Raw genomic sequence first — 24,640 nt, forward strand, 5'->3', positions numbered from 1 at the left:
GAACTGACGGCTCGTCAGGAATGGGTGTGCAGGCAAAGGCTGGGGGAGGGGCGGGGGAAGCCCTCCCGGGTGCCCGTCCGGGGTGCGGGGTCCGGCGGTCTGTGGCTGTGCCGTGAGGGTGCGAGTGAGTGGAGGCGATGCCGCAGGCGGGCGGAGGTGGGGTCCGAGGGTCCCGGCCGCATGCCCGCCGGGACGGCGTGTCAGACCACGGCGAGCCGGCCCACCAGCAGCTCCACCCTCGGCCCGGTGTGCTCCGGCGGCAGCCGTCCCGCCCGGGTCAGGGTGGCCAGCCCGTGCAGGGCCGCCCAGAACGTCTCGGTGAACAGTCCCGGGTGCACGCCGTCCCCGGCGACCTCGTCGAGGCTTTCCAGTAGGGCGGCGAAGGCGTCCTTCAGCGGCTCCGGGGTGTCCTCCTGCGCGTACGCCAGGCCGCCGTCGAGCTCGAACATGGCGTCGTAGACCGCCGGGTTGCGTGCGGCGAAGTCGAGGTAGGCGCGGGCGAGCGCGGCGACCCGCTCGCGCGGGCCGTCCGCGGCGGAGGTCGCGGCACGCACCGCCGCGGCCAGCTCGGCAGCGCCCTCCAGGGCGACGGCGCCGATGATCTCCCGCTTGCCGCGGAAGTGGCTGTAGAGGACGGGCTGGCTGTATTCGATGCGCTCGGCGAGCCGGCGGGTGGTGACCGCGTCCCAGCCCTGCTGCTCGGCGATTTCGCGGGCCGTCGCCACGATGAGGCGCTCGCGCTCCGCCCGTTCGCGCTGCTTGCGTTCCTGTACCGACATGGTTCGATCCTAGCACCGCTAGACAATCGAGCGGCAGAAGTACTAGCGTTGCCTCATCGGATAGCAACGCTAGATTGCAGGAGGGGTCGTCATGCTCAACGCACTTGAGGTGTTCACCACCGTGGTCGTCGGCGTGATGGTGGGGGTGGAGTTCTCCGTCGCCTTCGTCATCAACCCGATCTTCAACGCACTCCCCGATGACAGTGGCCAACTCGGCCGCGCCCACGGGGGCCGGATGCTCGGCGCCGTGATGCCGGTCTGGTACATCACCTCGCTCGTCCTCGTCGCGGTCTGGGCCATCGCCGGACGGCACCACCACGGCACTGGCCTCGTCGTCACCGCAGGCGCGCTGCTGATCCTCAGCGTGATCATGTCGATCCTGCTGCTCGTCCCGATCAACAACCGGGGCAAGACGTGGACCCCCGAGAACCGGCCGGCCGACTGGAAGGAGCAGATGAACCGCTGGGACCGCTTCCACTACGCCCGCGTCGCCGTCATCATCGCCGCCTTCACCCTGCTGGTCGCCGCCCTCGCCTGAGCCCACGGGCCGGGACCGCGCCGGTGGCGCACGATCCCCACTCCCCGTGCGGCTCTCGGCTCTGCTTCGGGTGAGGTCTCTGATCCAGATCACCGGGGCACGCAGGTGAAGCCCGGCGAGGCAGCTTTCCGGGGTCCCGCCGCAGTGGGTCGCGATGCCCCGCCACGCCCTGAGCCTGTCGATCAGGCGCTCGACGGTGTTCCTCTCCTCGTGGAGCTCGGTGTCGTGGAGGAACCGGCCTGGGGCGGGCAGGGCTGCCGGGGTGTCCGGAGTCGGGGCGGCCGGATTCGTACAACCCCTTGGTGATCTTGGTTGTCCAACGAGCGGGCCGGGCCCACCGGCCGTCGTCCGCCATTCGTGGCCCACCCCTGGGAGAAACATGAGACCCGTCTCCACCCGACGCGCCGTGCGCCTCGGCTTCTGCGCCGCCGCGGCTGCCGGCCTGCTGACCGCAGGGCTCGCGGCTCCCGCGTTCGCGGAGGAACAGTCCGACCAGCTCTGGATCCAGGCGCCCGGCGAGCAGAAGGTGACGCCCGTCGGCGACCCTTCGCAGGGCAGCCCGCTGGACATCGGGCTGTACCACGACAACGACAACTTCGTCGTCACCGACGGCCTGCTCACGGTCGACATCTCCGGGGTCGCCGGAGTGGCCGAGGTGACCTGGCCCGACAACTGCGCGCCGACCGGGACCACTGCCGTGTGCACCGTTCCCGAGGTCCCCGTCATGGGCGACGCCTACAGCCCGCAGGTCCGCCTCGTGGTCCGCGCCGCCGACGGTGCCGCGCTCGGTGCCCAGGGCCGGATCACCTACGCCGCCGTGGCCACCGGCGGCCCCGACGGCACGCTGGAGGCCCCGCACGACTCGTTCGACACCACGGTCACGGTCGGCTCGGGCCCCGACCTGTCCCTCGGGGCGATCGCCCCGGTGAAGGGTGCCCAGCCGGGCGCCGTCCAGACCGTCCCGTTCACGGTGACGAACAAGGGCGGCGAGCGCTCCGAGGGCCTCACCGCCAGGTTCACCGCCTCGTACGGGCTGGAGTTCCTCGACAAGTACGCCGAGTGCGCGTACGACGCGATCGGCGGCGACGACGGCTACGCCCCGATGACCGAGGTCAGCTGCTCCTTCGACCAGGTGATCGAGCCGGGCGGCTCCTTCGTGCTGCCCGCACCGCTCCGGGTGGCCCTCGCCGCGCACGCGTACGGCGAGCGGCTGGACATCACCGTCGAGCCCGGCAACGGCGCCACGGACCTCGCGGACGAGGACAACTACGCCATGGCCCGCTTCACCGCGGTCAACACGGCGGACTTCGCGGCGCAGGGCGCGAAGGTCACCGGCGCCGCGGGCGAGACCGTCACCGCCGAACTCGGCTTCCGCAACAACGGACCGGCCTGGATCGGCAACCTCGGCTCCGGCGACCCGGTCGCGGCCGTCGACCTCACCGTCCCCGACGGCGTCACCGTCACCTCCGCCCCCGCCGAATGCGAGCCGCGCACCCTGAGCGGCGGCTACTACCCGCAGCGGGTCGGCGCCCCGCGCTACAGCTGCGAGATGCCCTACTGGGCCCTGCCGGACACGGCACGTTCCCTGCCGTTCCAGCTGCGCATCGACCGCGTCGTCCCCGACGCGACCGGCCGGGTCGTGCTCACCACCGGCAGATCCAGCCCCGCGTCCTTCCCGTTCGACCCGCAGACCGCCAACAACACCGCACAGCTCGTGGTGAACGCCACGCCCACCGCCTGACGCCCGAGCGGGCCCGAAACACCCGCGCGGGGCGCGGCCGGTCCTCCCGGCCGCGCCCCGCGACGGCTGCCCGCGTCCCGCAGCTCAGGGCAGGAACTCGTAGAACGGGCCGTCGGGCGCGAAGTTGCGCGAACACAACATCACGTCCCTGCCCTTGAGATAGGCCAGCAGCCACTCGCCGAACGTCATCTCGTAGAGGGTCCAGGACGGACTGTCGAATTCCTGGACCACCACACGCCAGGGGGACGACGAGTCGTCGGGGATGCGGAGGAAGATCGCCTCGCCCGTCGTGGCCGACGCCACCGGTATCAGCTCCCCGGGCTTCGCCCCCACCGGACTCGGCAGGAACTCCACCATGTCCTCGTCGCGCCAGAGTTCGAGATCGTCCCTGATGTTCTTTCCCAGACTGTGCAGGAGATGACCGGCGGGATGCTTCAGATACAGCTGATTGTTGATCTGGACCGAACCGTAGGCGTCCACGATCTCGCGGAAGTCCGCGGGGAATTCGACACCGAGTTCCCGCTCGAGTTCGGTCCACGGAGCCGGATCCGACCAGTTGAAACGGGGTTCGCCCAACAGGGCTGTGATCTCTGGGAGCGTTGCCACCACGGAGTTCCTTCGGGGACGTCGGGCCGAGGCCCGTCCTGGGCCGAGCGCGGTACGGGAGAGAGTCTCCTCGAACCCCGGAGCTTCGTACACGGCTGCCCCCGCTACCCCGTTGCCCCTGCGACAGCCGCGTCGGCCGTCTCACCGGCCCAGATGCCCGGACGCCCGGACGCCCGGATGCCCGGACGTGACACCGCTCCTGATCATGGGCGAGGCTGGGCAACATGGAGATCAGAACGGGCGGGCGGGGCGATGCCGAGCAGGTCGCGGCACTGCATGTGGAGAGTTGGCGCACGGCCTACGCGGGAATCATGCCGGCCGACTTCCTGAACGGTCCGCTCCTGGAGGACCGCCTGGAGCTCTGGCGCGGCCGGCTCGACGAGCCGCATCCGGGGGCGGCGCTGTTCGTGGCGGAGAGCGCGGGTGAAATGACCGGGTTCGCATATCTGATGCCGCGGCCCGACGGCCGTCTGCTGCTGGACAACCTGCACGCCAGGCCGGGCCGGACCGGGTCCGGGATCGGCGGCCGACTCCTGCGGCACGCTTTCGCCTGGGCCGACGATGAACACCCCGGCAGGGCGGTCTATCTGGAAGTGCTGCGCGCCAATACGCGCGCGATCTCCTTCTACGAGCGGCACGGGGCCCTCCGTACCGACGAACGTGTCTGCCGGTTCGAGCAGGGCTTCGAACTGCCCGAGCTTGAGTACACCTGGCCTCCCGTCCCGCCTTCGTAGGCGCGAGGGGTTCGCTCGGCTCAAGGGTTTCCGCGGCATCGCCGCCCGGTACGGGAAGACCGCCATCTTCCATGGAGCGGCGGTCGTTCCCGTCTCCGTCCTGCTCGGGGCCGGAGCTTCTCGGGGACCCCTGGTGCAACCCCATGGATTGTTGGGGCAGGACAATTTCTCGCTGTCGAAACGGTCGGCTCCTTTCCTGGTACCCCCTTTGGGTACTGACATGACTCTTGTGAGGGCAAGTCAGGCGCTATGTAGCACCTGAACAACTCAAGAAGGATCGTGTGACCCGTAACGATGGTGTGCTGGTGACGGGCCTCGGTGCGATGACGCCGCTGGGAGCTGATGCGCCGTCGTCGTGGTCGGGGCTGCCGGCCGGGAAGTCGGGGGTGAGTTTCCTGGAGGAGGAGTGGGCCGCGGATCTGCCCGTGCACGTCGCGGCCGGGTTCACGGTGGACCCCGCTTCCCTGCTTCCGAGGACGGAGGCCAGAAAGCTGGACCGCAGCGAGCAGGTCGCTCTCCTCAGTGCGCGCGAAGCCCGGCAGGACGCCGGTGCTCCGCAGGTCGAGCCGGAACGACTCGCCGTCGTCATCGGCACGGGACCGGTGGGGTCCTCACCACGCTGGGGCAGGACGACATCTTCGAACGTGCCGGGATCCGCCGGATGTCGCCGTTCACGGTCCCGATGCTGATGCCCAACGGACCGGCTGCCTGGGTGAGCATGGACCTGGGCGCGAAGGGAGGCGCCAGGACTCCGGTGAGCGCCTGTGCGTCCGGGGCGGAGGCCCTGGCCCTGGGGCAGGATCTGATCCGCGGCGGGCGGGCGGACGTGGTCGTCGCGGGCGGGGTGGAGGCATGTCTGCACCCCTTCACCCTCGCGGCGTTCGCCCAGATGAAGGCCCTGTCGACGCAGTCCGTGGACCCGGATACCGTGTCCCGCCCGTTCGACGTCAAGCGGTCCGGGTTCGTCATGGGCGAGGGCGCGGGGATGATGGTGCTCGAACGTGCCGGGTTCGCACGGGCCCGTGGAGCACGTACCTACGGCACGCTGGCCGGCAGCGCCGTGAGTTCGAGCGCGAACCACATCACCGCCTCCGACGCGGAAGGCCAGGTCTTCGCCATGGAACGGGCGCTGGGCGACGCCGACTTGGCCCCCGCGGACATCGGGATCGTGCACGCGCACGCCACCTCGACGGAGTCCGGCGACCTGGCGGAGGCCGAGGCGATCGGCCGGGCGATCGGCAGCCACCCCGTGGCGACGGCGACGAAGTCGATGACCGGTCACATGATGGGCGCGTCCGGAACGGTCGGCGCCATGGCCGCTCTGCTCGCGCTCAAGGACGGTACGGTCCCGGCCACGCGCAACCTCGACGAACTCGACCCGCACGTGGAACTGGACGTGGTGCGCGGCGAGCGGCGCACCGGGCAGTGGTCTGCCGCGCTGGCCAACTCGTTCGGGTTCGGCGGACGCAACGTCAGTCTCGTCTTCGCCAAGTGACGCCGAGACCTCGACCGCCACGCCGGGCGGTACGGCCCCGGCGCCGACAGAGGTCCGTCGGCCGCCGACCCTAGGCGCCCCCTCGTTCCCCCCTCACGCACCACGCCGTCCCCGACCCGGTCCGGTCACTCGACCGGGGGGACCCCGGGGTGGGCCCCGGGGTGTGTTTCGGGATGGACGGAGAGGGTGTAGGTGCAGTCGGTGTCGGGGACGACGACGAGGAGCGGGTGGCCGTTCTTGAGGTGGGCGTGGGCGGCGCGCTGTCCTTCGCGGTCCCGGTACCAGGCGAGGAGTTCGGCGGGCCGGTCGCGGACAGAGACGGGGGTGGGGGCGGCGGGGAGGCGCATGAAGGGCTGGACCCAGGGCGAGCGGCGCGGGTCGGGGTCGAGCCGGTCCACGATCCACAGCGCCTGACCCCCCAGCCACCGCAGCGCGAGAACCGGGGAGATGGTCCGGAAGGTCCCCAGGACGTACTGGGTGGTCTTCCCGGTGCAGTACACCAGCCCCTCGGCAAGCGCCACACACAGGTAACCGGCAGGCTCCGACAGTTGGTTCAGGCCGTCGTTCATGCCGGGCCGTCCATCCACATCACCCACGGACGCTCGACCACCTCGGCGAAACCGGTGTGCTCCGGGTGCGCCCGCCAGTGCCCGAACGCCCACTCCTGCGCCTCACCCACGTCCGCGAAAGCGGCGGAACGCGCACCGCACTCCTCGTCGCGGTCGTCCAGCGCCAGACACCGGAACCGGTGCACGACCGGCGGCGCATCCGGCTCCATGTCGGGCCGCAGCGCCCACTTCACGAACCGGTACCGGTGAACGGTCACAGAATCCTCCCCGCACTGCGGGCATTGCACCGCGCGATCTCGGCCCGCAACCGCTCCTCGGGACTCGGCAGCCGCACGTCCGCCGGCTCCGCCTCCCACTCCGTACCGCCACTGACCGGCCGCAACGACCAGTACGGGCCGGCCACCCCACGGAACTCACCCACCCGGTCGCGATGCCCCATGTCCACCAAGAGCGTTCCACGGGACGGGACTTGAGGGGATTCCTGCCGGGTCGGGGAAACGTTCTCTTCGGGCATGGTCAACTCCGCTCCGTAGCGATCCCACTACCAAGGCGATTCAGCGTGGCCCAGGGTCGGGAAGGTCTTCAACTTGCACAAATTGCTTGGGGAGTTAGGTGACAGCTGTTGAATCGGAAAGAGTTGGATCCCGAGGAATCACCGAGTGCGCAGTTCGGGCAACGCCTGCGCATGATGAGAGACGAACGAGGTTGGACGCAGGACGAACTGGCCGCGCGCGTTGGATGCTCGGGAACGCATATTTCCGCTGTGGAAACTGGTCGCCGTCCTCCAACTCGTCGCTTTGCTTCAAGCATTGACAGGGTGTTTGGGACGGGGGACAGGTTCGAGCGTCAGAGCATGGCTGTGCGCCACACAGCGCTCATCGAAGGGTTCCCTGAGTACGTTGCGCATGAAGGGCGAGCCTCGGAGATCAGGCTGTACGAGGTGGGCGTTATCCCTGGCCTGCTCCAGACGGCGGAGTACGCAGCGACGCTCGAAGCAGACGCGGTGCGGCGGGAAGCAATCACACCCGAACAAGCCGACGAACGTGTCAGGCTGGTGGCGAAGCGGCAAGCCGCCCTCGTGCGGTCGCCATCCCCTCTGATCCTTGCGGTACTTGACGAAGGGTGCATCCATCGGCCGATGGGAGACCCAGCTGTCATGGATGCCCAGTTCGCGCGCTTACTTGAGTTCGCCGAGCTGCCGAACACCGTGCTTCAGATCGCGCCGTTCTCCATAGGAGCGCGCAGGCCGTTCAGCCTGCCCATCACTGTGCTCACGATGCCGGACCGCTCGTTGATGTCCTACGCCGAGTCCACCCACCGAGGCCACCTCGAACGGGAAAGCACGTCCGTGCTGCCGATACTGACCGCCTACCATCAACTACAGGCCGAGGCGCTCTCCCAAGCGGCATCCGTGGCCATGATCGAACAGGTACGAAAGGGCTCCCTGTGACGACCGAATCCCCCCGTTGGTTCACGTCCTCCTACAGCGGCAACGGCGGCCAGTGCATCGAGGTCGCTTCCAACCTCGCCGGCTCGTTCGGCGTGGTCCCCGTACGCGACTCCAAGAACCCGAACGGCCCGGTGTTGAACACCTCCCCCGCCTCGTTCGCCACCTTTGTCGCGGGCGTCAAGGCCGGAGAGTTCGGCACCGTCTGACCACCAGGTTCAGCGCATGTGATCAGAGAAGGCCCCGCCGTGCGAGCTTGAGCGCATGGTGGGGCTTCTTGCTGTTGTGGGCCGGGATCACCGGTCGACGTGGGTGTTGGTCTGCTGGTCCAGGCCGTCGGCGGTCAGTCCGGCCAGGACCGCCTCGCCCAGGGCCTGTACGGCGGACTGCGGCCGGACCATCACCGTGAACTCCTTGATCCGGCCGTCCTCGGCGAAGTGCAGCAGGTCGATGCCGTGGATCTGCTTGCCGTTCACGGTCGCCCGGAAGAGCAGGACCGCCGAGGGGGACTCGGTGTCGTCGGCGCTGGTCCAGGAGGCGCCGTCGTAACGGCCGATGTAGTGGAAGTCCTCGAAGACGCGCAGGAGCACGCCGAAGAGGCCCAGCACCATCGTCCTGCCCTCGAAGGGCGTGAACTTCACGGGGCTGTAGAGGCGGACGTCCTCGGTGAACAGGTCCTCCAGGGCGGCGAGATCACGGTGGTCGACGGCGGTCCGGAAACGGTCTGCTGCGGCGGTCACGGTCTCTCCTCATATTCATGAATCTGAGTAGTCAGGTTCTTGAGTACCATGGAGGGCGCCCCGGTGGACAGAGGGGGCCGGGAAGGGACGGAGGAGGTGGCCCGATGGCCCTGCGGCATGCCGTGCTGGCGGCGCTGCTCGACGAGGAGCTGAGCGGGTACCAGCTGGCCAAGGCGTTCGACCTCGGTGTGGCGAACTTCTGGTACGCGCAGCCGCAGCAGCTCTACGCCGAGCTGACCCGGCTGGAGAAGGACGGACTGGTCACGGGCCGGGAGGTGGTCCAGGAGACCCGCCCCAACAAACGCCTGTTCAAGGTCACCGACGCCGGCCTGGCCGAGCTGCAGCGGTTCACCGCCGCCACCGCCAAGCCCTCCTTCATCCGCGACGACCTGCTCGTCAAGGTCCAGGCCGCCGACCACGTCGACACCGGGACGCTGATCTCGCAGCTCGTCGAGCGCGCCTCCTTCGCCCAGGCCAAGATCGACCTGGTCGGCGAGCTGCTGCGCACCATGCGCGGTGATCGCACCGAGGAGGAGTTCCTGCGCCACGGCGCGTGCGTCGGCCCCTATCTGACGGGCCTGCGCGGTCTCGCCTTCGAGGAGGGCAACCGCGACTGGTGCCTGCGCACGGCTGCCGTCCTGCGGGAGAGGCGGGACGCCCATGTCCGGCACTGACGACCCGCCTCACCTGCGTTGCGTACCTCACCTGCGCTACGTAGCCCTGGGCGACAGCCAGACCGAGGGCCTGGGCGACGGCGACGACGCCACCGGGCTGCGGGGCTGGGCCGACCGGCTCGCCGAGCACCTGGCCCGGCACAACCCCGGCCTGCGGTACGCCAATCTGGCCGTGCGGGGGTGTCTGGCCCGTGAGGTCCGCACCACCCAACTCGCCCCCGCCCTCGCCCTGCGCCCCGACCTGGCCACCGTCGTCGCCGGGGTCAACGACCTGCTGCGACCGGGGTTCGACGCCGACGAGACGGCCGGCCACCTGGAGGCGATGTTTGCCGCGCTCACCGCCGAAGGCGCCCGCGTCGCCACCCTCACCTTCCCCGACGTCACGCGCATCACCCCGCTCGCCCGGCCGCTCGCCCCCCGCGTCACCGCCCTCAACGACCGCATCCGCCGGGCAGCGGGTCGATACGGGGTCGTCGTCGCGGAGACCGGTCACCACCCCGTGGTCACCGACCCCCGCCTGTGGAGCCCGGACCGGCTCCATGCCGGCCCCCTCGGCCATCAGCGGATCGCCGCCGCCGTGGCCCACGCCCTCGCGCTGCCCGACAGCGACGACACCTGGACCCACCCCCTGCCCCCGCCCGCGACACCCTCGCCCACCGGCAAGAGCGCCGTCCTCGCCGAACTGCGCTGGGTCGCCGCCTTCCTCGGGCCCTGGCTGGGCAGACGACTGCGCGGCCGGTCGAGCAGCGACGGCCGCACCGCCAAACGCCCCCACCTGCTCCCCGTACGGGAACCCGAAGACGCCGGTCATGGAGAAGTACGGGACCGAGCGGACAAGGGGCGGGGCTGAAGAACTGTCCGTCGATACGAGCGGGGCTGTCGGCCACGTACGAAAAGGCTGTCCGTCACGTGCGAGGGGGCTGTCCGTCACGGCGGACGAGAAGGGCAGGAGGAACAACCCACTCCTTGCCACTTTCAACGTATAGCGCACCGGGGGGCTTGCGGCAAGGCCCCCGGGATGGCGCAGAATCTCCGTTCGCAAGCGGCCTCAGACGGCCTCAGAAATCGGAGACGACTTCGTGAACCCCCTCACCACCAGTGCTTTCGACCTTTCCGATCGTCTCGCCCCCAAGGCTGTCCCGGCGCTGATCGCCCGCGACGAGGAGCACTTCGCGGCCATCGCGCGGTGCCTGGAGGAGACGATCGCCGAGCTGTCCGACCGGCTCGACGCCGAGCGCAGGGCGCCCGGTGGCGCCGGGCGGCAGGCGATGGACCGGGACGTGGAGATCCACCGGCTCTCCGCCCGGCTGCGCGCGCTGCGCCGCTTCGGCCTGGACCTGTGCCTCGGGCACATGGTCGGCGCGGACGGTTCCGAGCCCCTGTACGTCGGACGGCTCGGCCTCACCGACAGCGCGGGGCGCCGGCTGCTGGTCGACTGGCGTTCCCCCGCGGCCGAGCCGTTCTTCGGGGCCACCCACGCCAACCCGATGGGCCTGGCGAGCCGTCGCAGGTACCGCTGGACCCGTGGCCGGATCAGCGACTACTGGGACGAGGTCTTCACCCCGGACGCGTTCGCCGGGCACGCCGCGCTCGACGACCAGTCCGCCTTCATCGCCAGCCTGGGCAGCAGCCGTTCGGCCCGGATGCGGGACGTGCTCGGCACCATCCAGGCCGACCAGGACGCCATCATCCGGGCGGGGTCCCGCGGGGCCCTCGTCGTCGACGGCGGGCCGGGCACGGGCAAGACCGTCGTCGCCCTGCACCGCTCCGCCTACCTCCTCTACTCCGACCCCCGCCTCGGCCACCGTCGGGGCGGCGTGCTGTTCGTCGGCCCGCACGAGCCCTACCTGGGCTATGTCGCCGACGTCCTCCCCAGCCTCGGCGAGGAGGGCGTGCAGACCTGCACCCTGCGCGACCTCGTCGCCGAGGGGGCCACGGCGACGGCCGAGACCGACCCGGACGTGGCCCGGCTGAAGTCGTCCGCGAAGCTGGTGAAGGCGGTCGAGGCGGCCGTCCGCTTCTACGAGGAACCGCCCACCCGGGGCATGACGGTCACGACCCACTGGTCCGACATCCGGCTGACCGCCGACGACTGGGCCGTGGCGTTCGAGGCGGCGGACCCCGGCACCGCGCACAACGAGGCGCGCGAGCAGGTCTGGGAAGAGCTGCTCACGATCCTGATGGACAAGCACGACGGCGACGCCCCGACCGAGCTGCTGCGCAGGTCGTTGTCGCGGAACCGGGAACTGCTCACGGCCTTCAACCGCGCCTGGCCGCTGCTGGAGGCGGCCGACGTCGTCGGGGACCTGTGGTCGGTCCCCGCCTACCTGCGCAGGTGCGCCCCCTGGCTCGGCCCCGACGAGGTCCGGCTGCTGCAGCGCGCGGACGTACGGGCCTGGACGGTCTTCGACCTGCCGTTCCTGGACGCGGCGCGGCAGCGGATCGGCGACCCGGAGGCGGCGCGGCGCAGGCGTCGGCACAAGGCGTCCGTCGCCGCCGAACGCGAGCACATGGCCAAGGTCATCGACACCCTGATCGCGGCCGATCACGACGGCGAGGGCGTGATGACGATGCTGCACGGACAGGACATGAAGGAGACCCTGGTCGACGGGAGCGAGGTGTCCGGCACCGAACCGGACCTGCTCGCCGGGCCGTTCGCGCACGTCGTCGTGGACGAGGCCCAGGAACTGACCGACGCGGAATGGCAGATGCTGCTGCTGCGGTGCCCGTCCCGGAGCTTCACCATCGTCGGGGACCGCGCCCAGGCCCGGCACGGGTTCACCGAGTCGTGGCGGGAACGGCTGGAGCGGGTCGGGATCGACCGGATCGAGTCGGCCTCCCTGAGCATCAACTACCGGACGCCGGAAGAGATCATGGCGGAGGCCGAGCCGGTGATCCGGGCCGCGCTCCCGGACGCCAACGTGCCGACCTCCATCCGCGGCAGCGGCGTCCCCGTCGTGCACGGATCGGTTTCGGAGCTGCAGCCGGTCCTCGACGCCTGGCTCGCCGCCCACGACGAGGGCACCGCCTGCGTCATCGGCGATCCCGCGTTCCGGGCGACGTCCCGCGTCCGGTCGCTGACCCCGGAGCTGTCCAAGGGGCTCGAATTCGACCTGGTCGTCCTCGTCGACCCGGAGTCGTTCGGCGAGGGCGTCGAAGGGGCGGTCGACCGCTACGTCGCGATGACCCGGGCGACCCGGCAGCTCGTCGTCCTCACCAGCCCCTGACGAGGCCCGGCCGGGCTGTGGGGGCGCCGTCGTGCCCCGGCGGTGCTCGGTGGTCCGCCGGGGCGCCGTGCCCCGGCGGACGGCCGGGCGCGCGGGGCAGGCGGGGTGCGGGTTCCTCAGCCCGTGCGCGAGGCCGTGCGCGCCAGCTTCTTCGCTATCTTCTCGGCGTCCAGAGCCAGTTCGCGCAGCATGCCGCTGATCGGGTTGGTGAAGCCGGTGAAGTACAGGCCGGGGGCCTGTCGGGGGGTGCGGGCGCCGTGCACCACCGGCCGGCCCCGGTCGTCCAGTACGCCGAGGTGGCCGACCAGCCCCTCCAGGGACCGTCGGTAGCCGGTCGCCGCGATCACCGCGTCCGGGGTGATCCGTTCCCCGTCGGCCAGTACCACCGCGTCCCCGTCGAACGACTCGACGGCCGCGACCGGCGCCACCCGGCCGCCCTTCACCGCGTCGATCAGCCCCACGTCCTGCACCGGGATGGCGCCCTGCCTGGCCCGGGTGTACAGACCGGCGTCCGGGCGCGGGAGCCCGTGCGCGGTGAGGTCGGGCACGGCGACCCGGGCCATGGCGCCCGCGGCCCGGTCCACCAGTCGCACCGGCAGTCGGCGGGCCAGGACGCCGTTCGCCTGGGCGGGCCAGCCCGCCGTCGAGCGGCGCACGATGTACGGCGGGGTGCGCACCGCGATCCGCACCCGGGACGCCCCGCCCTCCACCAGGTCGACGGCGATCTCCGCCCCCGTGTTGCCGATGCCGACGACGAGGACGTCCTTGCCCGCGTAGGGGGCGGCGTTGCGGTAGTCGGCGGCGTGCACCAGGTCGCCGGTGAAGGCGTCGCGGCCGGACCAGTCGGGGACGTGCGGGGTGTGGTTGAAGCCGGTGGCGACGACGACGGCCCGGCCGGTCAGCACCCGCCCGCCGCTTGCGGTCAGCTGCCAGTCCGTCCCGTCGGGGGCGCGGTCGATCCGGGAGACCTCGACGCCCGTCACCACTTCCAGTTCGTGGTGTTCGACGTACTTCTCCAGGTAGCGCACCACGTCGTCCCGGCCCACCCAGCGGCCGAACCGGCGCGGCATCGCCAGGCCCGGCAGCGCGGACCAGCGGCGGGTGGTGTGCAGGTGCAGCCGGTCGTAGTGGCGGCGCCAGGACGCGCCCACGTTCCCGGACTTCTCCAGCACGACCGCCCGTACTCCCCGCTCGCGCAGGGACGCGGCGACGGCGAGGCCGCCCGGACCGCCGCCGACGACGTAGACGGGCCGGTCCTCGGTGCGACCGAAGGGGGCCGGGGCGGAACCATCGGCGGTGCGTGCGCTGTCGGACATGATCCGGAGCGTAATCGCGCACCCGGTTGATGGGTCTCGGTCAAGACCGGAATCGATTGCGAATTGGTCACGCCTGCCGCCGGGGCCGGGCCGGCACGCCACCCGCCCGCCCCCGCCCACCAGCCGTTCGTGGCACGCCTCTTGCGCACGGCGGCTGCCATCAGGTGAACTGACGTACCGTCAGATTCCTTGAGGGGGAGGCATCGTGCAGACGATCTGGCTCGACGGAGCGGAATGGCTCGCCGTCCTCCGGGTGGGGCTCGGCCTGTGGTGGCTGGAGAGCTGGCGGCACAAGGACAAGAAGGGCTGGTTCGAACGCGGTACGGGCATCGCCTGGGCCGCCGACGTGGCGGGCAAGCACCGGTGGCCGGCGGTGAGGAAGGGTTTCGAGCGGATCGTCGCGCCGCGCCCCGGGCTCATGGCCCATGTCGTCGTGTACGCGGAACTCGCCCTGGGGCTGGGCCTGGTGGCGGGGTTCCTGACCCCCGTCGCCCTTGTCGCCGGGCTGTTGCTCAACCTGCTCTACCTGGTGCTGATGATCCACGACTGGGCCGAACAGGGGCAGAACTCGATGATGGCGCTGATCTCGCTCGTCGCGCTGTTCGCGATGTCCTGGCAGACCTGGTCCCTCGACGAGGCGATCGGACTCTTCCGGTGACCGCGGCGGCAGCACGTTTCGACCTTCCCGAACCCGACGCCTTCACCCGGCCCTACTGGGACGCCGCGGCCCGGGGACAGCTGCTGCTGCGCCGCTGCCGCGCCTGCGGGCGCGCCCACCACTACCCCCGCGAGTTCTGCCCGCACTGCTGGAGCGAGGACGTCGTCTGGCAGCCCGCGAGCGGCCGGGCCACGCTCTACACCTGGTCCGTCGTGCACCGCAACGACCTGCCGCCGTTCGGCGCCCGGGTCCCGTACGTCGCCGCCGTGGTCGACCTGGCCGAGGGGCCGCGGATGATGACGGAGATCGTGGAGTGCGCGGAGTCCGCCCTCGCCATCGGCATGGCGCTGCGGGTGACCTTCAGGAGGGAGGAGGGACGGGAGGCCGTGCCGGTCTTCCGCCCCTGAACGGTGTACGGCGCGGGGGCCGGGGCGGTGGACGGTGCGCGGTGCAGGCCCCCGGCGCGCTACTTGGTGTCGCGCAGCTTGCGGCGTTCGCGGAAGTTGGGGTGGCGGACGGTCACGCCGCCCATGCCGCAGGAGCCCGTCAGCCGGAGCACCGGGGCGCCGGGCGTGCCTGTGCCCTCGGTCCGGTCCTTCAGACCGCCCATGGCGGGATCCAGCTCGTCGGCCCGCGCGGTCCAGCCCTGCGGGACCACGATCATGATTCCGCCCATCTCGCCGTACACCTCCAGCTCGACCTCGCGCAGTCGGCACTCGGCGAGGGTGAAGTCGAGCTTGACGCTCCCCATCCCCGCGTGGACGAGGATCACCGGGGGCACCTTCCAGCGGCCCGAACGGCTCGCCCCGTGCACGCCCCCCTTGAGTACCAGCGGCTCGACCGGTACCACGGGGCCGAGGTCCTCGGTGAGCGGCGCCAACTCCGCGTGGGTCCTGGCGGACAGGGCCTGCCCGAGCCGGATGTCCAGCTCCTCCATGTCGATGCGGCCGTCGGCCGCCGCCTCCCGCAACTGCTCGACCACCGCCTCCCGATCGGCGTCGGAAGCGCGCATACGGCCGGCGGAACGCGAGGGGTCGACAGTCATGGGGGCGATGATACGTACGGGCCGCACCGGGCGCCCCGGCCCGTACGGCGCCCTTCGGGTCACAGCCCCGGCGCACCCCACACCGGGAACCACCGGGACAGGTCCTGCTCGATCCGGAGGTCGTCCCCGAGGACCGCTCTGACCTGCAGCTCCAGCTGGTTGTCGCGCCGCTCCACCCCGCCGGGCAGGGGTGCGAACGGGTAGAACGTGCCGCGTTTGTAGAGATAGACCAGCGCCAGCGGACGGTCCCGCTCGTCCCGGAAGCCGATCAGCGAGCAGAGCAGGTGCGGGCCGAACCCGCCGTCCTGGAGCAGCGTGTTGACCGCGTGCAGGTCGTTGACCAGCCCGGCCGTGTCGTCGGGGGAGTGCTCGGCCAGCAGCCAGGTGTAGCCGTAGCCGTCCTGGCTGAACCTCACCGGGATGCCGCCGCGGCCGGTGTCGGCGTCGAGCAGTTCGCGCACGTCCTGCTGGAGGCGGGCGAAGGCGCCGCCCTCGACACCCGCGAAGCAGACCGACCCGAGACCGGTCGGGGCGAATCCGGCGCCCGCCTGGAGGGTGAGGGCGGCGGACGGCACGGCGAAGAGCTGGTCGAGATCGGGGCGGACCGGCTTGCTGCGGCCGAGGATGGTGTCGAGAAGGCCCATGGGCGTACCTCCGGACGGGAGAGCGGGCTGCGGCAGGTCACGGGCGGGCGAGGTCGGCGGAGATGCGGGCCAGCTGGTCGAGGCGCTGTTCGAGGGTCGGGTGGGAGGAGAGCAGTCGGCTCAGGCTCTCCTGCGAGGAGAACGCGGGGACGAAGTAGAAGGCGTTGTACGGCTCCGCCTTGCGCAGGTCCTCGGTCGGGATGCGGGCCATCTGGCCGCTCACCTTCGTGAGGGCGGAGGCGAGCGTGGAGGGGCGCCCGGTGAGCAGGGCGGCGGTGCGGTCGGCGGAGAGCTCGCGGTAGCGCGAGAGCAGCCGGGTCAGCAGGAAGCCCAGGGCGTACACGGCCGCGCTGACCAGCGGAATCAGCATGATCGCAATGCCTGCGGGGCCGCTGTTCCGGGCGCTGCGGGAGAGTCCGCCCCACAGGGCGGCCCGGGTGATGACACCGGCGAGCACACCGAGGAACGAGGCGATCGTCATGACGGCCACGTCACGGTGGGCGACGTGCGACATCTCGTGCGCGAGCACTCCTTCCAGCTCCGGGGGGTCCAGTCTGCGCAGGAGCCCGGTGGTGGCGCAGACGAGGGCGGTCTTCTCGTTCCGGCCGGTCGCGAAGGCGTTGGGCACATCGCTCCGGGCGATGGCCACGCGCGGTTTCGGCATGTCGGCAAGAGCGCAGATCCGGTCGACGGCGCCGTGCAGCTCGGGCGCCTCCTCCGGGGTGACCTCGCGGGCCCCCATGCCGAACGCGGCGATGCGGTCGCTGAACCAGAACTGCGCGATGAACATGCCGCCGACGAAGAGCAGGATGATCGGCCAGGCGCCGCGCAGCACGGCGAGCAGCACGCCGACCAGGACCACGTACAGCAGGCCGATCATGAACATGGTGCCGACCATGCGTGTGGTCAGTCCGCTGTCCGGGGCGTAGCGGGAACGGGTTCGGCTCATTGTCGCCTCCAGTCACCCTGATGCCTTCCATATTGCCCCTTTCGCAGGGGAAATCAGATTTTTGGATCTGGCTCGAAAGCGCGCCCGGAGATGCTGCGGGAATATGGCAGACAGAGAGCGGACGGAGAAGCAAAAGGATCAGGGGGGTGCCCGATCGGGCGCCGGAGGATATTTGGCCGAACATTACCTGGACCCATTAGGTGCCTCAGGCATCTAGTGGGCAGAGATCGGTAGGACTCCCTCACCCCTTGCGAGGCCCCGACATGGCAGACGCCGACACCATCCCGTTCCCGCAGAACCGCACCTGCCCCTACCAGCCCCCGGCGCAGTACCGCGGCACCCCCGGCGACCGGCAGCCGGTGTCGCCCGCCCGGCTCTTCGACGGCCGTACGGTGTGGCTGGTCACCGGGCACGCCGAGGCGCGCTCCCTCCTGGTGGACCCCAGGCTGTCGTCCGACCGGGAGAATCCGGACTTCCCCCTGATCGCCGAACGGCTGGCCGCGACGAGCCTGCGGCGCGTGGAACTGCTCGGCGTCGACGACCCCGAGCACAACGCCCAGCGCCGGATGCTGATCCCGAGCTTCACCGTGAAGCGGACCGCGGCCCTGCGGCCGCAGATCCAGCGGACCGTGGACGGGCTGCTCGACAGGATGATCGAGCAGGGGCCGCCGGCCGACCTGGTCGGCGCCTTCGCGCTGCCGGTGCCCTCCATGGTCATCTGCGCGCTACTCGGGGTGCCCTACGCCGACCACGAGTTCTTCGAGGCGCAGTCGCGCAAGCTGCTCCGCGGCCCCGCCGCCACCGACGTCGAGACCGCGCGGGAGGCCCTGGACGAGTACTTCCGCGTACTGATCGACCGGAAGCGGGCCGCCCCGGGCGAGGGGCTGCTCGACGAACTGGTCGAGAAGCAGCTGGAGACCGGGGCCGTGGACCGCGATCAGCTCGTGCGACTGGCGGAGATCCTGCTCGTGGCCGGTCACGAGACGACCGCGAACATGATCTCGCTCGGTACGTTCACGCTGCTCCAGCACCCCGACCAGCTGGCCCGGATGCGGGACTCGGAGGACCTGATGCCCTCCGCGGTCGAGGAGCTGCTGCGCTTCCTGTCCATCGCCGACGGAATCTCCCGGGTGGCCGTCGAGGACATCGAGGCGGGCGGCGTGACCATCAGGAAGGGGGACGGCGTCATCCTGTCCACGTCGGCGATCAACCGCGACGAGACCGCGTACGAGTCGCCGGACGAACTGGACCTCGGCCGGAACGCCCGGAACCACGTCGCCTTCGGATTCGGGATTCACCAGTGCCTGGGGCAGAACCTGGCCCGTGCCGAGATGGAGATCGCGTTGCGCACGCTCTGCCGACGCCTTCCCGGCCTGCGGCTCGCGGTGCCCGCGGAGGAAATTCCGTTCAAACCCGGGGACACCATTCAGGGGCTGATCGAAATGCCGGTGACATGGTGAACACGGTGATCGGAATCGGATCGGAAAGGCTTGCCGGGATGCGTATCAGTATCGACAAGGACCGGTGCATCGGCGCGGGACAGTGCGCGCTCACCGCACCGAAGGTATTCACCCAGGACGACGACGGATTCAGCGAACTGCTGCCCGACCACGAGGACGCCCTCGAAGGCCCCCTGGTCAAGGAGGCTGCCCGCGCCTGCCCCGTGCAGGCGATCACCGTCGACTGACGGGGAGCGGGGTACGGGAACGGGGACGCCGGCCGGCCGTCGCCACCGACTTCCTCCGCCCGGGGAAGGCGTGGCGGCGACGGGCGGCCGGCGTCCCGGGCCGTCAGGGCCAGAGCAGCTCCCGCTCCCAGCCGTCCGCCCGCCCGCGGTAGCGCAACCGCACGTGCCGACGTCCGGCGTCGCCCTGGAAGAACTCGACCTCCCGCGGCTCGACCACGTACCGCGTCCAGCTCGCGACCTCCGCGTCCGGCTCCGCCCGCGCCCGCTGCCAGGCCGCGTCCGAGGCGCGGCCCAGTTCCTCGTACGAGCCGAGCACCTCGCTCTGCCGTCCGACCAGCGCCGACGCCAGCGCCCCGGCCGAGCGGGCGTGCAGATCGGCGCTGCTCTCGGCGGGCGTGCAGGCCGTGACCCGGCCCCGGACCCGCACCTGCCGTCCCCGCGCGGGCCAGTAGAAGCCGAGCGCGGCGTGCGGCCGGCCGGCGAGCTGGCGGCCCTTCGCGCTGGTGCGGTGCGTGGCGAAGTGCCAGCCGCGCCCGTCCGCGTCGTGCAGCATCACCGTCCGCACATCGGGCCGGCCCTCGTCGTCGGCGGTGGCCAGCGACATCGTGTGCGGCTCGGCCTGCCCGGCGGCCACGGCCTCGGCGAACCAGGCGTGGAACAGGGCAAGCGGGTCGGCGGGCGCGGCGGCCGGATCGAAGACGGGAAGCTCCACGTCCCAGACCCGCTGGGCGTGGAGCAGATCCAGGAACCTCTGGTGTGCGTCGCTCATGCCCCCATTGCAGCGCACGGCGCGGTACGGGGGGCGAAGCGATCCCCGTAGCGCAGCGAGACACGCCGGGCTACGCTTGTCCGCATGAGGACCATCACCCAGCGCGAGTTCCGGAACAACTCCGCCGAAGTCATGAACGCCGTGGAGGCGGGCGAGGTCTTTCGCGTCACCCGCAATGGAATAGAGGTCGCCGAACTGCGGCCGCTCGCCCGGAAACGGCGGCTGAGCGCGGAAGAGCTGGTGGCCAGACACCGGCGGCTGCCTCGGGTGGACGCCGCGCTGATGCGCCGCGAGGCCGATGAACTCTTCGGGGGCGAGGACCGGGTCGGCGACGACGACCCGTGGGAGCGCGGGCGTGGCTGAGCGACCTGCCGAGGGGGTGCTCGACACCTGCACGTACATCGATCTCGATCTGCTGCGTGCGGAGGACCTGCCCGCCCTCCCGGCGCTCACCGCTGTGACGACGGCCGAGCTCCAGCAGGGCGTGGCGACGGCCCGAGACGCCGCCGTGCGGGCGGCCCGGATGGAGAAACTCGGCGCGGCCGTGGCCGACTTCGAGCCGCTTCCCTTCGACGCGGACGCCGCTGCCCGTTACGGGACCCTGGTGGCCCTGGTGATCGCCGCCCGGCGCGACCCCCGGCCCCGGCGCATGGATCTGATGATCGCGTCCATCGCCTCGGTCAGGGGGCTGCCGCTCTACACGCGCAACGCGGACGACTTCAAGGGGCTGGAAGGGGCGCTCACCGTCGTCCCGGTGTGACCGCCCGGCCGCGGAACCCGCCCCGCCCCGCCCCTCACCCCCGCCCCAGCACCACCGTGGCCGACGAGCAGAACCAGCCGCCCGTGCCCGAGGCCACCGCCAGTTCCGGGAGCCGGCCGCCCCGACGGCGCACCTGGCGCTCGCCCGCCTCGCCGCGCAGTTGCCGTACCGCCTCCACCAGCAGGAACAGCCCGCGCATCCCGGGGTGGCAGGCGGACAGGCCGCCACCGTCGGTGTTCACCGGCAGCTCGCCCGTCAGCCCCGTCCGGCCCTTCTCCACGAACGGGCCGCCCTCGCCCTTCGCGCAGAAGCCCAGGTCCTCCAGCGTCACCAGCGTCATGTAGGTGAACGCGTCGTAGATCTCGGCGAGATCGATGTCCGCGGGCCGCACCCCGGCCCGTTCGAACGCCAGGCGGCCCGAGACCGCCGCGGGGGAGACCGTGAAGTCCTCCCACTCGGACATGGCGGAGTGCGAGACGTGCTCCCCCGTGCCGAGAATCCACACCGGGGCCTTCGCGGTGTCCGCCACGTACTCCTCGGCGGCCAGCAGCACCGCGCAGCCGCCGTCGCTGCGGATGCAGCAGTGCAGCTTGGTGAACGGGTCCGCGATCATCGGCCCCGACAGCACGTCGTCCACGGTGATCGGGTCCCGGAACATGGCGTCCGGGTTGGCCGCCGCGTTCGCCCGCGCCCGGACCGCCACCTCGGCGAGCTGTTCCGGGGTCGTCCCGTACTCGTGCATGTGGCGGCGGGCGGCCATCGCGTACTTGGCTATCAGCGAGTGCCCGTACGCCACCTCGAACTGGAGCGGGCCGCGCGCGCCGAAGGAGAGGTTGGAGGTGCGGCGGCCCGCCTTGACGTCCGACCGGGCCGTCGACCCGTACACCAGCAGTACGGCATTGGCGCGCCCCGCCGCGATGGCGTCCGCCGCGTGGGCCGCCATCACCTCCCAGGTCGAGCCGCCGACCGAGGTGGAGTCCACCCAGGTGGGCTTCAGCCCCAGGTACTCGGCGACCTCGACCGGGGCGAGCGTGCCGAGCCCGGCGGAGGCGAAACCGTCGACCACGGACCGGTCCAGCCCCGAATCGGCCAGGGCCCGGCGGGCGGCCTGGGCGTGCAGGGCGTACGGCGTGGCCGTCTCGACGCGCCCGCAGTCGGCGAGGGATATGCCGACGACAGCGACCTTGCGGTGGGAAGAAGGCATGGATCTGACGGTACATCAGATATGGGCGGGAGGAGCCCGGTCGGCGGCTCGGTGTTCGGGGCCTGGGGTTCCCTCCGCTTCCGCTGCGCGACTCTGGGCATCTCGCGGATTCACCCCTAACATGACGGACCGTCAGATCGGGGGCCGATGGTCCCTGAGGGGAAAACGGAAGCCCCTGGGGAAGGAGCCCGCCGATGGACGCCGCCTTCACCGCGGAACAGGACGAGATCCGCCGCACCCTGCGCGCACTGCTGGCCACGCACGGCACGCCCGACGCTGTCAGGAGCGCCGTGCGCACCGACGAGGGGTACGACCCGGCCCTGTGGCGACGGCTCGCCCGGGACCTCGGGCTGCCCGGACTCGCCCTCCCGGAGGAGTACGGAGGCGTCGGCCGCGGCCTCGCCGAGCTGGCCGTCGCCTGCGAGGAGACCGGCCGGGCCCTGCTGCCGTCCCCGCTGATCGCCACCGCCGTCCTCGCCGCACCCCTGATCGCCGCGCTCGGCACCGAGGCCCAGCGCGCCGACCTGCTGCCGCGCATCGCGGCCGGCGAGCTGACCGCGGCCCTGGCCGTCCCCGGCGCCGCGCTCACCGCCGCGCTCGGCCTCGCCGCCGACCCCACCGGCGGCACCTGGGCGGGCGGCGGCCGGGCGGGCGGCGTGCAGGCGACCACGGTCCCCGGCACGGTGGACCGGCGGCTGTACGGGGAGGTGGACCAGGTCCTCGACGGGCACGGCGCGGACCTCCTCCTGGTCGCGGCCCACACCGGCGGCTTCCCGCGCAGCCGCACGCTGCTCTTCCTGGTCCGCCCCGGCACGGCGGCCGGAGTCGTCCGCACCCGGCACACCCCGCTGGACGAGACCCGCCCCTCGGCCCGGGTCGAACTCCGCGACACCGGGGCCGAACTCCTCGGCGCGGACGACACGGAGGACGTCACCGGCGCACTCGCCCGGGTGGGCGGCCCTGCCGCGGCCCTGCTCGCCGCGGAGGCGGTGGGGTCGGCGGCGAGCGCACTGGAACGTACCGTCGAACATGTGAGGACGCGCGAACGGTTCGGCCGCCCGATCGGCTCGTTCCAGGCCGTGAAGCAGCGCCTGGCGGACCTGTACGTCCGGGTGCGGGCGGCCCGCTCCGCCGCGTATTGCGCGGCCTGGGACCCGACGGCCGGCGGGCTCGCCCTCGCCCAGGCCCTGGAGGTGCTGCGGCTCACCGCCGCCGAGGCCGTCCAGCTGCACGGCGGAATCGGCTCCACCCGGGAAGACGAGGCGCACCTGTACTTCAAGCGGGCCGTGGCCGGCGAACTGCTCCTCGGCCCCGTGCACACGCTCCGTGACCACGCGGCGCGGCAGGCCGGGCTGTTCGCGCCGCCGGGCGATCCGTCGGCCGCCGGTCCTTCGGGCGGTCCGTCGGGCGTCGGCCTCCCGCTCGCCGGTCCGGCGGCCGTCGATCCGGGAGCGGCCGAACGGGTGACGGTCCGATGACGCCCGGCGTCCGGCTGGTCCGGAAGATCTCCGCCACCCGCACGTTCGCGAGGATCGCCCCGCACGTCGTCCCCGCCGTGGACCGTACGGTGCACCGGCTCACGCGCGGCAGGGTACTGCTCAGCGCACGCATGCTGCCGGGGCTGGTCCTGACGGTGCCGGGGGCGCGGAGCGGGCGGCCCAGGACCACCCCGCTGGCCTGCATGCCGGAGTACGGGGGCGAGGGAGGGGGGCGTGCCGGGGGAGGGGCGGAGTCGAGCTGGATCCTGATCGGCAGCAACTTCGGCCGTCCGGGGCACCCGGCCTGGACCGCCAATCTGCTGGCCGGCCCCGAGAAGGCCGTCGTCAACCGCAGGGGCCGGGACATTCCGGTCCGGGCCACGCTGCTGAAAGGGGCGGAACGGGAGGCGGTGTGGCGCAAGGTGCTGGAGTTCTGGCCGCCGTACGCGGCCTACCAGGCACGGGTCGAGCGCGAGATCCGGCTGTTCCGGCTGGAGAGACGGGAGGACGGCCCGGCGTCCTGAGACGTACGAGGCGTGCGTGGAGGGGGCGTACGGAGCGGAGATGTACGCGGATGGGGCGTGTGGAGGCGTACGGGGCATACGGGGCGTATGGGGGTCTACGCCGGGGGCGTGAAAAATGGTCCGGGTACACCGACGGCGGACCACATGCGTGGTCCGCCGTGATGAGACAGGACCTGAGGCACCCGGAACTGCCGCGCGATGCCCAGTGGGGGATGGGGCGTTGGCGCCGGTGCTACTTCGTCGGTTTCCTGCCGGTGATGCCGAGGTGGACCAACAATGCGAGGTTCGGCTTGAGTTCGGCCTGCTTGACGCCCCAGGTCGTGAAGCCCTTCTGGTGCGAGGCGACCGCGGCCAGCATCGCGACCAGCGAGCCCGCCATCGCGGCGGCGCTCACGTCCTTGTCGACCTTGCCCCTGGCCTGGAGCTCCTTCACCGAATCGGTGAGGGAGTTGGTGACCGAGTTCAGGATCTTCATGCGGATCTTGTAGAAGCGTTTGTCGCCCTCGGCCGCACCGAGGTCGACCACGCGCAGGATCGCGTCGTGGTGCCGCCAGAAGTCGAGGAACCCCTCCACGAGCTCCTCGGCCGTCTGCCAGCCGGCCTTGCCGACCCAGGAGCGCCCTGCGACCAGTTCGGTCAACCCGGCGCCCTCCTTCGCCATTTCCTCGGCGATTTCGAGGACGGCGCCCTCGACGTCGGGGAAGTATTGGTAGAAGGTCGCGGGGGAAGTCCCGGCCTTCCGGGCGACGTCGATGACTTTGACGTCCCGGTACGGCGAGGAGCTGAGCATCTCGCTGAGGCAGTCGAGCAGCTTCTGCCGCGTTGCCTGTCCGCGTCGACCGGCCACGCGGCCGTCGACGGTGCGTACTTGTCCTGTCATGCCGTCAGCTTACCGAGGGGTGATCGGAGCGCGATTCGGCCGAGTGCAAATGGGGAGCCCCGCAGGAACGGTGGGGGGAGTGGCCGGATTTCGACGGATGCGCACCGCTGAACGGTAAGTCGTATCAACAGCCTGTGGATAACTTCCGTGGATAACTTTCTGTGACGTTGTGAGTA

29 protein-coding genes and 2 pseudogenes are annotated in these 24,640 nt (G+C 71.4%); 17 read left to right on the forward strand and 14 right to left on the reverse strand.

What is annotated here, in order from left to right; translation table 11 throughout:
• Positions 1-200 precede the first annotated feature (200 nt).
• Entirely contained in the window at positions 201-779 is a 579-nt protein-coding gene (locus ACWCXX_RS03350; protein ID WP_451123807.1) for a TetR/AcrR family transcriptional regulator, read from the reverse strand.
• Between the two features lie 91 nt (positions 780-870).
• Between ACWCXX_RS03350 and ACWCXX_RS03355 the strand changes: the two genes are divergently transcribed.
• Positions 871-1,317, forward strand: a complete 447-nt coding sequence (locus ACWCXX_RS03355) for an anthrone oxygenase family protein (protein ID WP_451123809.1) — start codon at positions 871-873, stop codon at positions 1,315-1,317.
• Positions 1,318-1,380: 63 nt separating this feature from the next.
• Here ACWCXX_RS03355 and ACWCXX_RS03360 read toward each other — a convergent pair.
• A pseudogene (locus ACWCXX_RS03360) lies at positions 1,381-1,545 on the reverse strand (IS5/IS1182 family transposase); the annotation flags it as partial.
• A 151-nt stretch (positions 1,546-1,696) separates the two neighbouring features.
• On the opposite strand from ACWCXX_RS03360, the gene ACWCXX_RS03365 reads away from it, so the two are divergent.
• Positions 1,697-3,058, forward strand: coding sequence for a hypothetical protein (locus ACWCXX_RS03365; RefSeq protein WP_451123811.1), 1,362 nt, complete (start codon positions 1,697-1,699; stop codon positions 3,056-3,058).
• An 84-nt stretch (positions 3,059-3,142) separates the two neighbouring features.
• Here the strand turns inward: ACWCXX_RS03365 and ACWCXX_RS03370 are convergent, their stop codons facing one another.
• Positions 3,143-3,664: an SMI1/KNR4 family protein gene (locus tag ACWCXX_RS03370; RefSeq protein WP_451123813.1), complete on the reverse strand. Its 522-nt coding sequence runs from the start codon at positions 3,662-3,664 to the stop codon at positions 3,143-3,145.
• A 224-nt stretch (positions 3,665-3,888) separates the two neighbouring features.
• On the opposite strand from ACWCXX_RS03370, the gene ACWCXX_RS03375 reads away from it, so the two are divergent.
• Both ACWCXX_RS03375 and ACWCXX_RS03380 read left to right on the forward strand, forming a co-directional pair.
• Entirely contained in the window at positions 3,889-4,398 is a 510-nt protein-coding gene (locus ACWCXX_RS03375; protein ID WP_451123815.1) for an N-acetyltransferase family protein, read from the forward strand.
• A gap of 323 nt (positions 4,399-4,721) precedes the next feature.
• Positions 4,722-5,893 (forward strand): annotated as a pseudogene (locus tag ACWCXX_RS03380) (beta-ketoacyl-[acyl-carrier-protein] synthase family protein).
• Positions 5,894-6,018: 125 nt separating this feature from the next.
• On the opposite strand, the gene ACWCXX_RS03385 reads toward ACWCXX_RS03380, so the two are convergent.
• The 3 genes from ACWCXX_RS03385 to ACWCXX_RS03395 are packed head-to-tail and all read right to left on the reverse strand — an operon-like array spanning position 6,019 to position 6,976.
• Positions 6,019-6,462, reverse strand: coding sequence for a hypothetical protein (locus ACWCXX_RS03385; protein ID WP_451123817.1), 444 nt, complete (start codon positions 6,460-6,462; stop codon positions 6,019-6,021).
• Positions 6,459-6,719 (reverse strand): DUF7848 domain-containing protein, encoded by a 261-nt coding sequence (locus ACWCXX_RS03390; RefSeq protein ID WP_451123819.1) that lies wholly within the window; start codon positions 6,717-6,719, stop codon positions 6,459-6,461. Before ACWCXX_RS03390 ends, ACWCXX_RS03385 begins: the two co-directional genes overlap by 4 nt.
• Positions 6,716-6,976, reverse strand: a complete 261-nt coding sequence (locus ACWCXX_RS03395) for a hypothetical protein (RefSeq protein WP_451123821.1) — start codon at positions 6,974-6,976, stop codon at positions 6,716-6,718. Before ACWCXX_RS03395 ends, ACWCXX_RS03390 begins: the two co-directional genes overlap by 4 nt.
• 105 nt (positions 6,977-7,081) lie before the next feature.
• Here ACWCXX_RS03395 and ACWCXX_RS03400 point away from each other — a divergent pair, with 105 nt between their 5' ends.
• Both ACWCXX_RS03400 and ACWCXX_RS03405 read left to right on the forward strand, forming a co-directional pair.
• Positions 7,082-7,912 carry a helix-turn-helix domain-containing protein gene (locus ACWCXX_RS03400; RefSeq protein WP_451124358.1) on the forward strand — a complete coding sequence of 277 codons (831 nt, stop codon included), beginning with the start codon at positions 7,082-7,084 and terminating at the stop codon, positions 7,910-7,912.
• On the forward strand, positions 7,909-8,118 hold the full coding sequence (locus ACWCXX_RS03405) for a DUF397 domain-containing protein (protein WP_451123823.1): 210 nt from the start codon (positions 7,909-7,911) through the stop codon (positions 8,116-8,118). The genes ACWCXX_RS03400 and ACWCXX_RS03405 overlap by 4 nt, the downstream gene beginning before the upstream one ends.
• 87 nt (positions 8,119-8,205) lie before the next feature.
• Here ACWCXX_RS03405 and ACWCXX_RS03410 read toward each other — a convergent pair whose 3' ends face one another.
• Entirely contained in the window at positions 8,206-8,649 is a 444-nt protein-coding gene (locus tag ACWCXX_RS03410) for a nuclear transport factor 2 family protein (protein ID WP_451123825.1), read from the reverse strand.
• 104 nt (positions 8,650-8,753) lie between these two features.
• Here ACWCXX_RS03410 and ACWCXX_RS03415 point away from each other — a divergent pair, with 104 nt between their 5' ends.
• The 3 genes from ACWCXX_RS03415 (at position 8,754) to helR (ending at position 12,550) form a co-directional block, all read left to right on the forward strand.
• Complete coding sequence (locus tag ACWCXX_RS03415; RefSeq protein WP_451123827.1) at positions 8,754-9,323, forward strand: PadR family transcriptional regulator; 570 nt, start codon at positions 8,754-8,756, stop codon at positions 9,321-9,323.
• Positions 9,310-10,173 (forward strand): SGNH/GDSL hydrolase family protein, encoded by an 864-nt coding sequence (locus ACWCXX_RS03420; RefSeq protein WP_451123829.1) that lies wholly within the window; start codon positions 9,310-9,312, stop codon positions 10,171-10,173. The genes ACWCXX_RS03415 and ACWCXX_RS03420 overlap by 14 nt, the downstream gene beginning before the upstream one ends.
• 229 nt (positions 10,174-10,402) lie before the next feature.
• Positions 10,403-12,550, forward strand: a complete 2,148-nt coding sequence (gene helR / locus ACWCXX_RS03425; RefSeq protein WP_451123831.1) for an RNA polymerase recycling motor ATPase HelR — start codon at positions 10,403-10,405, stop codon at positions 12,548-12,550.
• 116 nt (positions 12,551-12,666) lie between these two features.
• Here the strand turns inward: helR and ACWCXX_RS03430 are convergent, their stop codons facing one another.
• Entirely contained in the window at positions 12,667-13,866 is a 1,200-nt protein-coding gene (locus ACWCXX_RS03430) for a flavin-containing monooxygenase (protein ID WP_451123833.1), read from the reverse strand.
• Between the two features lie 205 nt (positions 13,867-14,071).
• Here ACWCXX_RS03430 and ACWCXX_RS03435 point away from each other — a divergent pair, with 205 nt between their 5' ends.
• Complete coding sequence (locus ACWCXX_RS03435) at positions 14,072-14,524, forward strand: DoxX family protein (RefSeq protein WP_451123835.1); 453 nt, start codon at positions 14,072-14,074, stop codon at positions 14,522-14,524.
• Positions 14,521-14,931, forward strand: coding sequence for a Zn-ribbon domain-containing OB-fold protein (locus ACWCXX_RS03440; RefSeq protein ID WP_451123837.1), 411 nt, complete (start codon positions 14,521-14,523; stop codon positions 14,929-14,931). Before ACWCXX_RS03435 ends, ACWCXX_RS03440 begins: the two co-directional genes overlap by 4 nt.
• A gap of 59 nt (positions 14,932-14,990) precedes the next feature.
• Here ACWCXX_RS03440 and ACWCXX_RS03445 read toward each other — a convergent pair whose 3' ends face one another.
• Genes ACWCXX_RS03445 through htpX form a run of 3 tightly spaced genes read right to left on the reverse strand, consistent with a single transcriptional unit; the run spans position 14,991 to position 17,162 of the window.
• Positions 14,991-15,569, reverse strand: coding sequence for a DUF1707 SHOCT-like domain-containing protein (locus ACWCXX_RS03445; RefSeq protein ID WP_451123839.1), 579 nt, complete (start codon positions 15,567-15,569; stop codon positions 14,991-14,993).
• Between the two features lie 59 nt (positions 15,570-15,628).
• Positions 15,629-16,213 carry a PspA-associated protein PspAB gene (pspAB, locus tag ACWCXX_RS03450; protein ID WP_451123841.1) on the reverse strand — a complete coding sequence of 195 codons (585 nt, stop codon included), beginning with the start codon at positions 16,211-16,213 and terminating at the stop codon, positions 15,629-15,631.
• A 37-nt stretch (positions 16,214-16,250) separates the two neighbouring features.
• Positions 16,251-17,162 carry a zinc metalloprotease HtpX gene (gene htpX, locus ACWCXX_RS03455; protein WP_451123843.1) on the reverse strand — a complete coding sequence of 304 codons (912 nt, stop codon included), beginning with the start codon at positions 17,160-17,162 and terminating at the stop codon, positions 16,251-16,253.
• A gap of 263 nt (positions 17,163-17,425) precedes the next feature.
• On the opposite strand from htpX, the gene ACWCXX_RS03460 reads away from it, so the two are divergent.
• Positions 17,426-18,622 (forward strand): cytochrome P450, encoded by a 1,197-nt coding sequence (locus tag ACWCXX_RS03460; protein WP_451123845.1) that lies wholly within the window; start codon positions 17,426-17,428, stop codon positions 18,620-18,622.
• A gap of 38 nt (positions 18,623-18,660) precedes the next feature.
• Entirely contained in the window at positions 18,661-18,849 is a 189-nt protein-coding gene (locus ACWCXX_RS03465) for a ferredoxin (protein WP_451123847.1), read from the forward strand.
• A 103-nt stretch (positions 18,850-18,952) separates the two neighbouring features.
• Here the strand turns inward: ACWCXX_RS03465 and ACWCXX_RS03470 are convergent, their stop codons facing one another.
• Positions 18,953-19,618 carry a pyridoxine/pyridoxamine 5'-phosphate oxidase gene (locus ACWCXX_RS03470; RefSeq protein WP_451123849.1) on the reverse strand — a complete coding sequence of 222 codons (666 nt, stop codon included), beginning with the start codon at positions 19,616-19,618 and terminating at the stop codon, positions 18,953-18,955.
• An 84-nt stretch (positions 19,619-19,702) separates the two neighbouring features.
• Between ACWCXX_RS03470 and ACWCXX_RS03475 the strand changes: the two genes are divergently transcribed.
• Both ACWCXX_RS03475 and ACWCXX_RS03480 read left to right on the forward strand, forming a co-directional pair.
• The gene (locus ACWCXX_RS03475) at positions 19,703-19,981 is read left to right on the forward strand and encodes a type II toxin-antitoxin system Phd/YefM family antitoxin (RefSeq protein ID WP_451123851.1); all 279 of its coding nucleotides are present in this window, start codon (positions 19,703-19,705) and stop codon (positions 19,979-19,981) included.
• Complete coding sequence (locus ACWCXX_RS03480) at positions 19,974-20,378, forward strand: type II toxin-antitoxin system VapC family toxin (RefSeq protein WP_451123853.1); 405 nt, start codon at positions 19,974-19,976, stop codon at positions 20,376-20,378. Before ACWCXX_RS03475 ends, ACWCXX_RS03480 begins: the two co-directional genes overlap by 8 nt.
• Before the next feature lie 34 nt (positions 20,379-20,412).
• Here the strand turns inward: ACWCXX_RS03480 and ACWCXX_RS03485 are convergent, their stop codons facing one another.
• Positions 20,413-21,582 (reverse strand): thiolase C-terminal domain-containing protein, encoded by a 1,170-nt coding sequence (locus tag ACWCXX_RS03485; RefSeq protein WP_451123855.1) that lies wholly within the window; start codon positions 21,580-21,582, stop codon positions 20,413-20,415.
• Positions 21,583-21,776: 194 nt separating this feature from the next.
• On the opposite strand from ACWCXX_RS03485, the gene ACWCXX_RS03490 reads away from it, so the two are divergent.
• Together ACWCXX_RS03490 and ACWCXX_RS03495 are read left to right on the forward strand one after the other, a co-directional pair.
• Positions 21,777-23,060, forward strand: a complete 1,284-nt coding sequence (locus ACWCXX_RS03490) for an acyl-CoA dehydrogenase family protein (RefSeq protein WP_451123857.1) — start codon at positions 21,777-21,779, stop codon at positions 23,058-23,060.
• Positions 23,057-23,584, forward strand: coding sequence for a nitroreductase family deazaflavin-dependent oxidoreductase (locus ACWCXX_RS03495; RefSeq protein WP_451123859.1), 528 nt, complete (start codon positions 23,057-23,059; stop codon positions 23,582-23,584). The genes ACWCXX_RS03490 and ACWCXX_RS03495 overlap by 4 nt, the downstream gene beginning before the upstream one ends.
• A 232-nt stretch (positions 23,585-23,816) precedes the next feature.
• Here ACWCXX_RS03495 and ACWCXX_RS03500 read toward each other — a convergent pair whose 3' ends face one another.
• Positions 23,817-24,464 carry a TetR family transcriptional regulator gene (locus ACWCXX_RS03500; RefSeq protein WP_391725495.1) on the reverse strand — a complete coding sequence of 216 codons (648 nt, stop codon included), beginning with the start codon at positions 24,462-24,464 and terminating at the stop codon, positions 23,817-23,819.
• Positions 24,465-24,640: the final 176 nt, after the last annotated feature.

The sequence above is a fragment of the Streptomyces sp. NPDC001732 genome, from assembly GCF_053596315.1.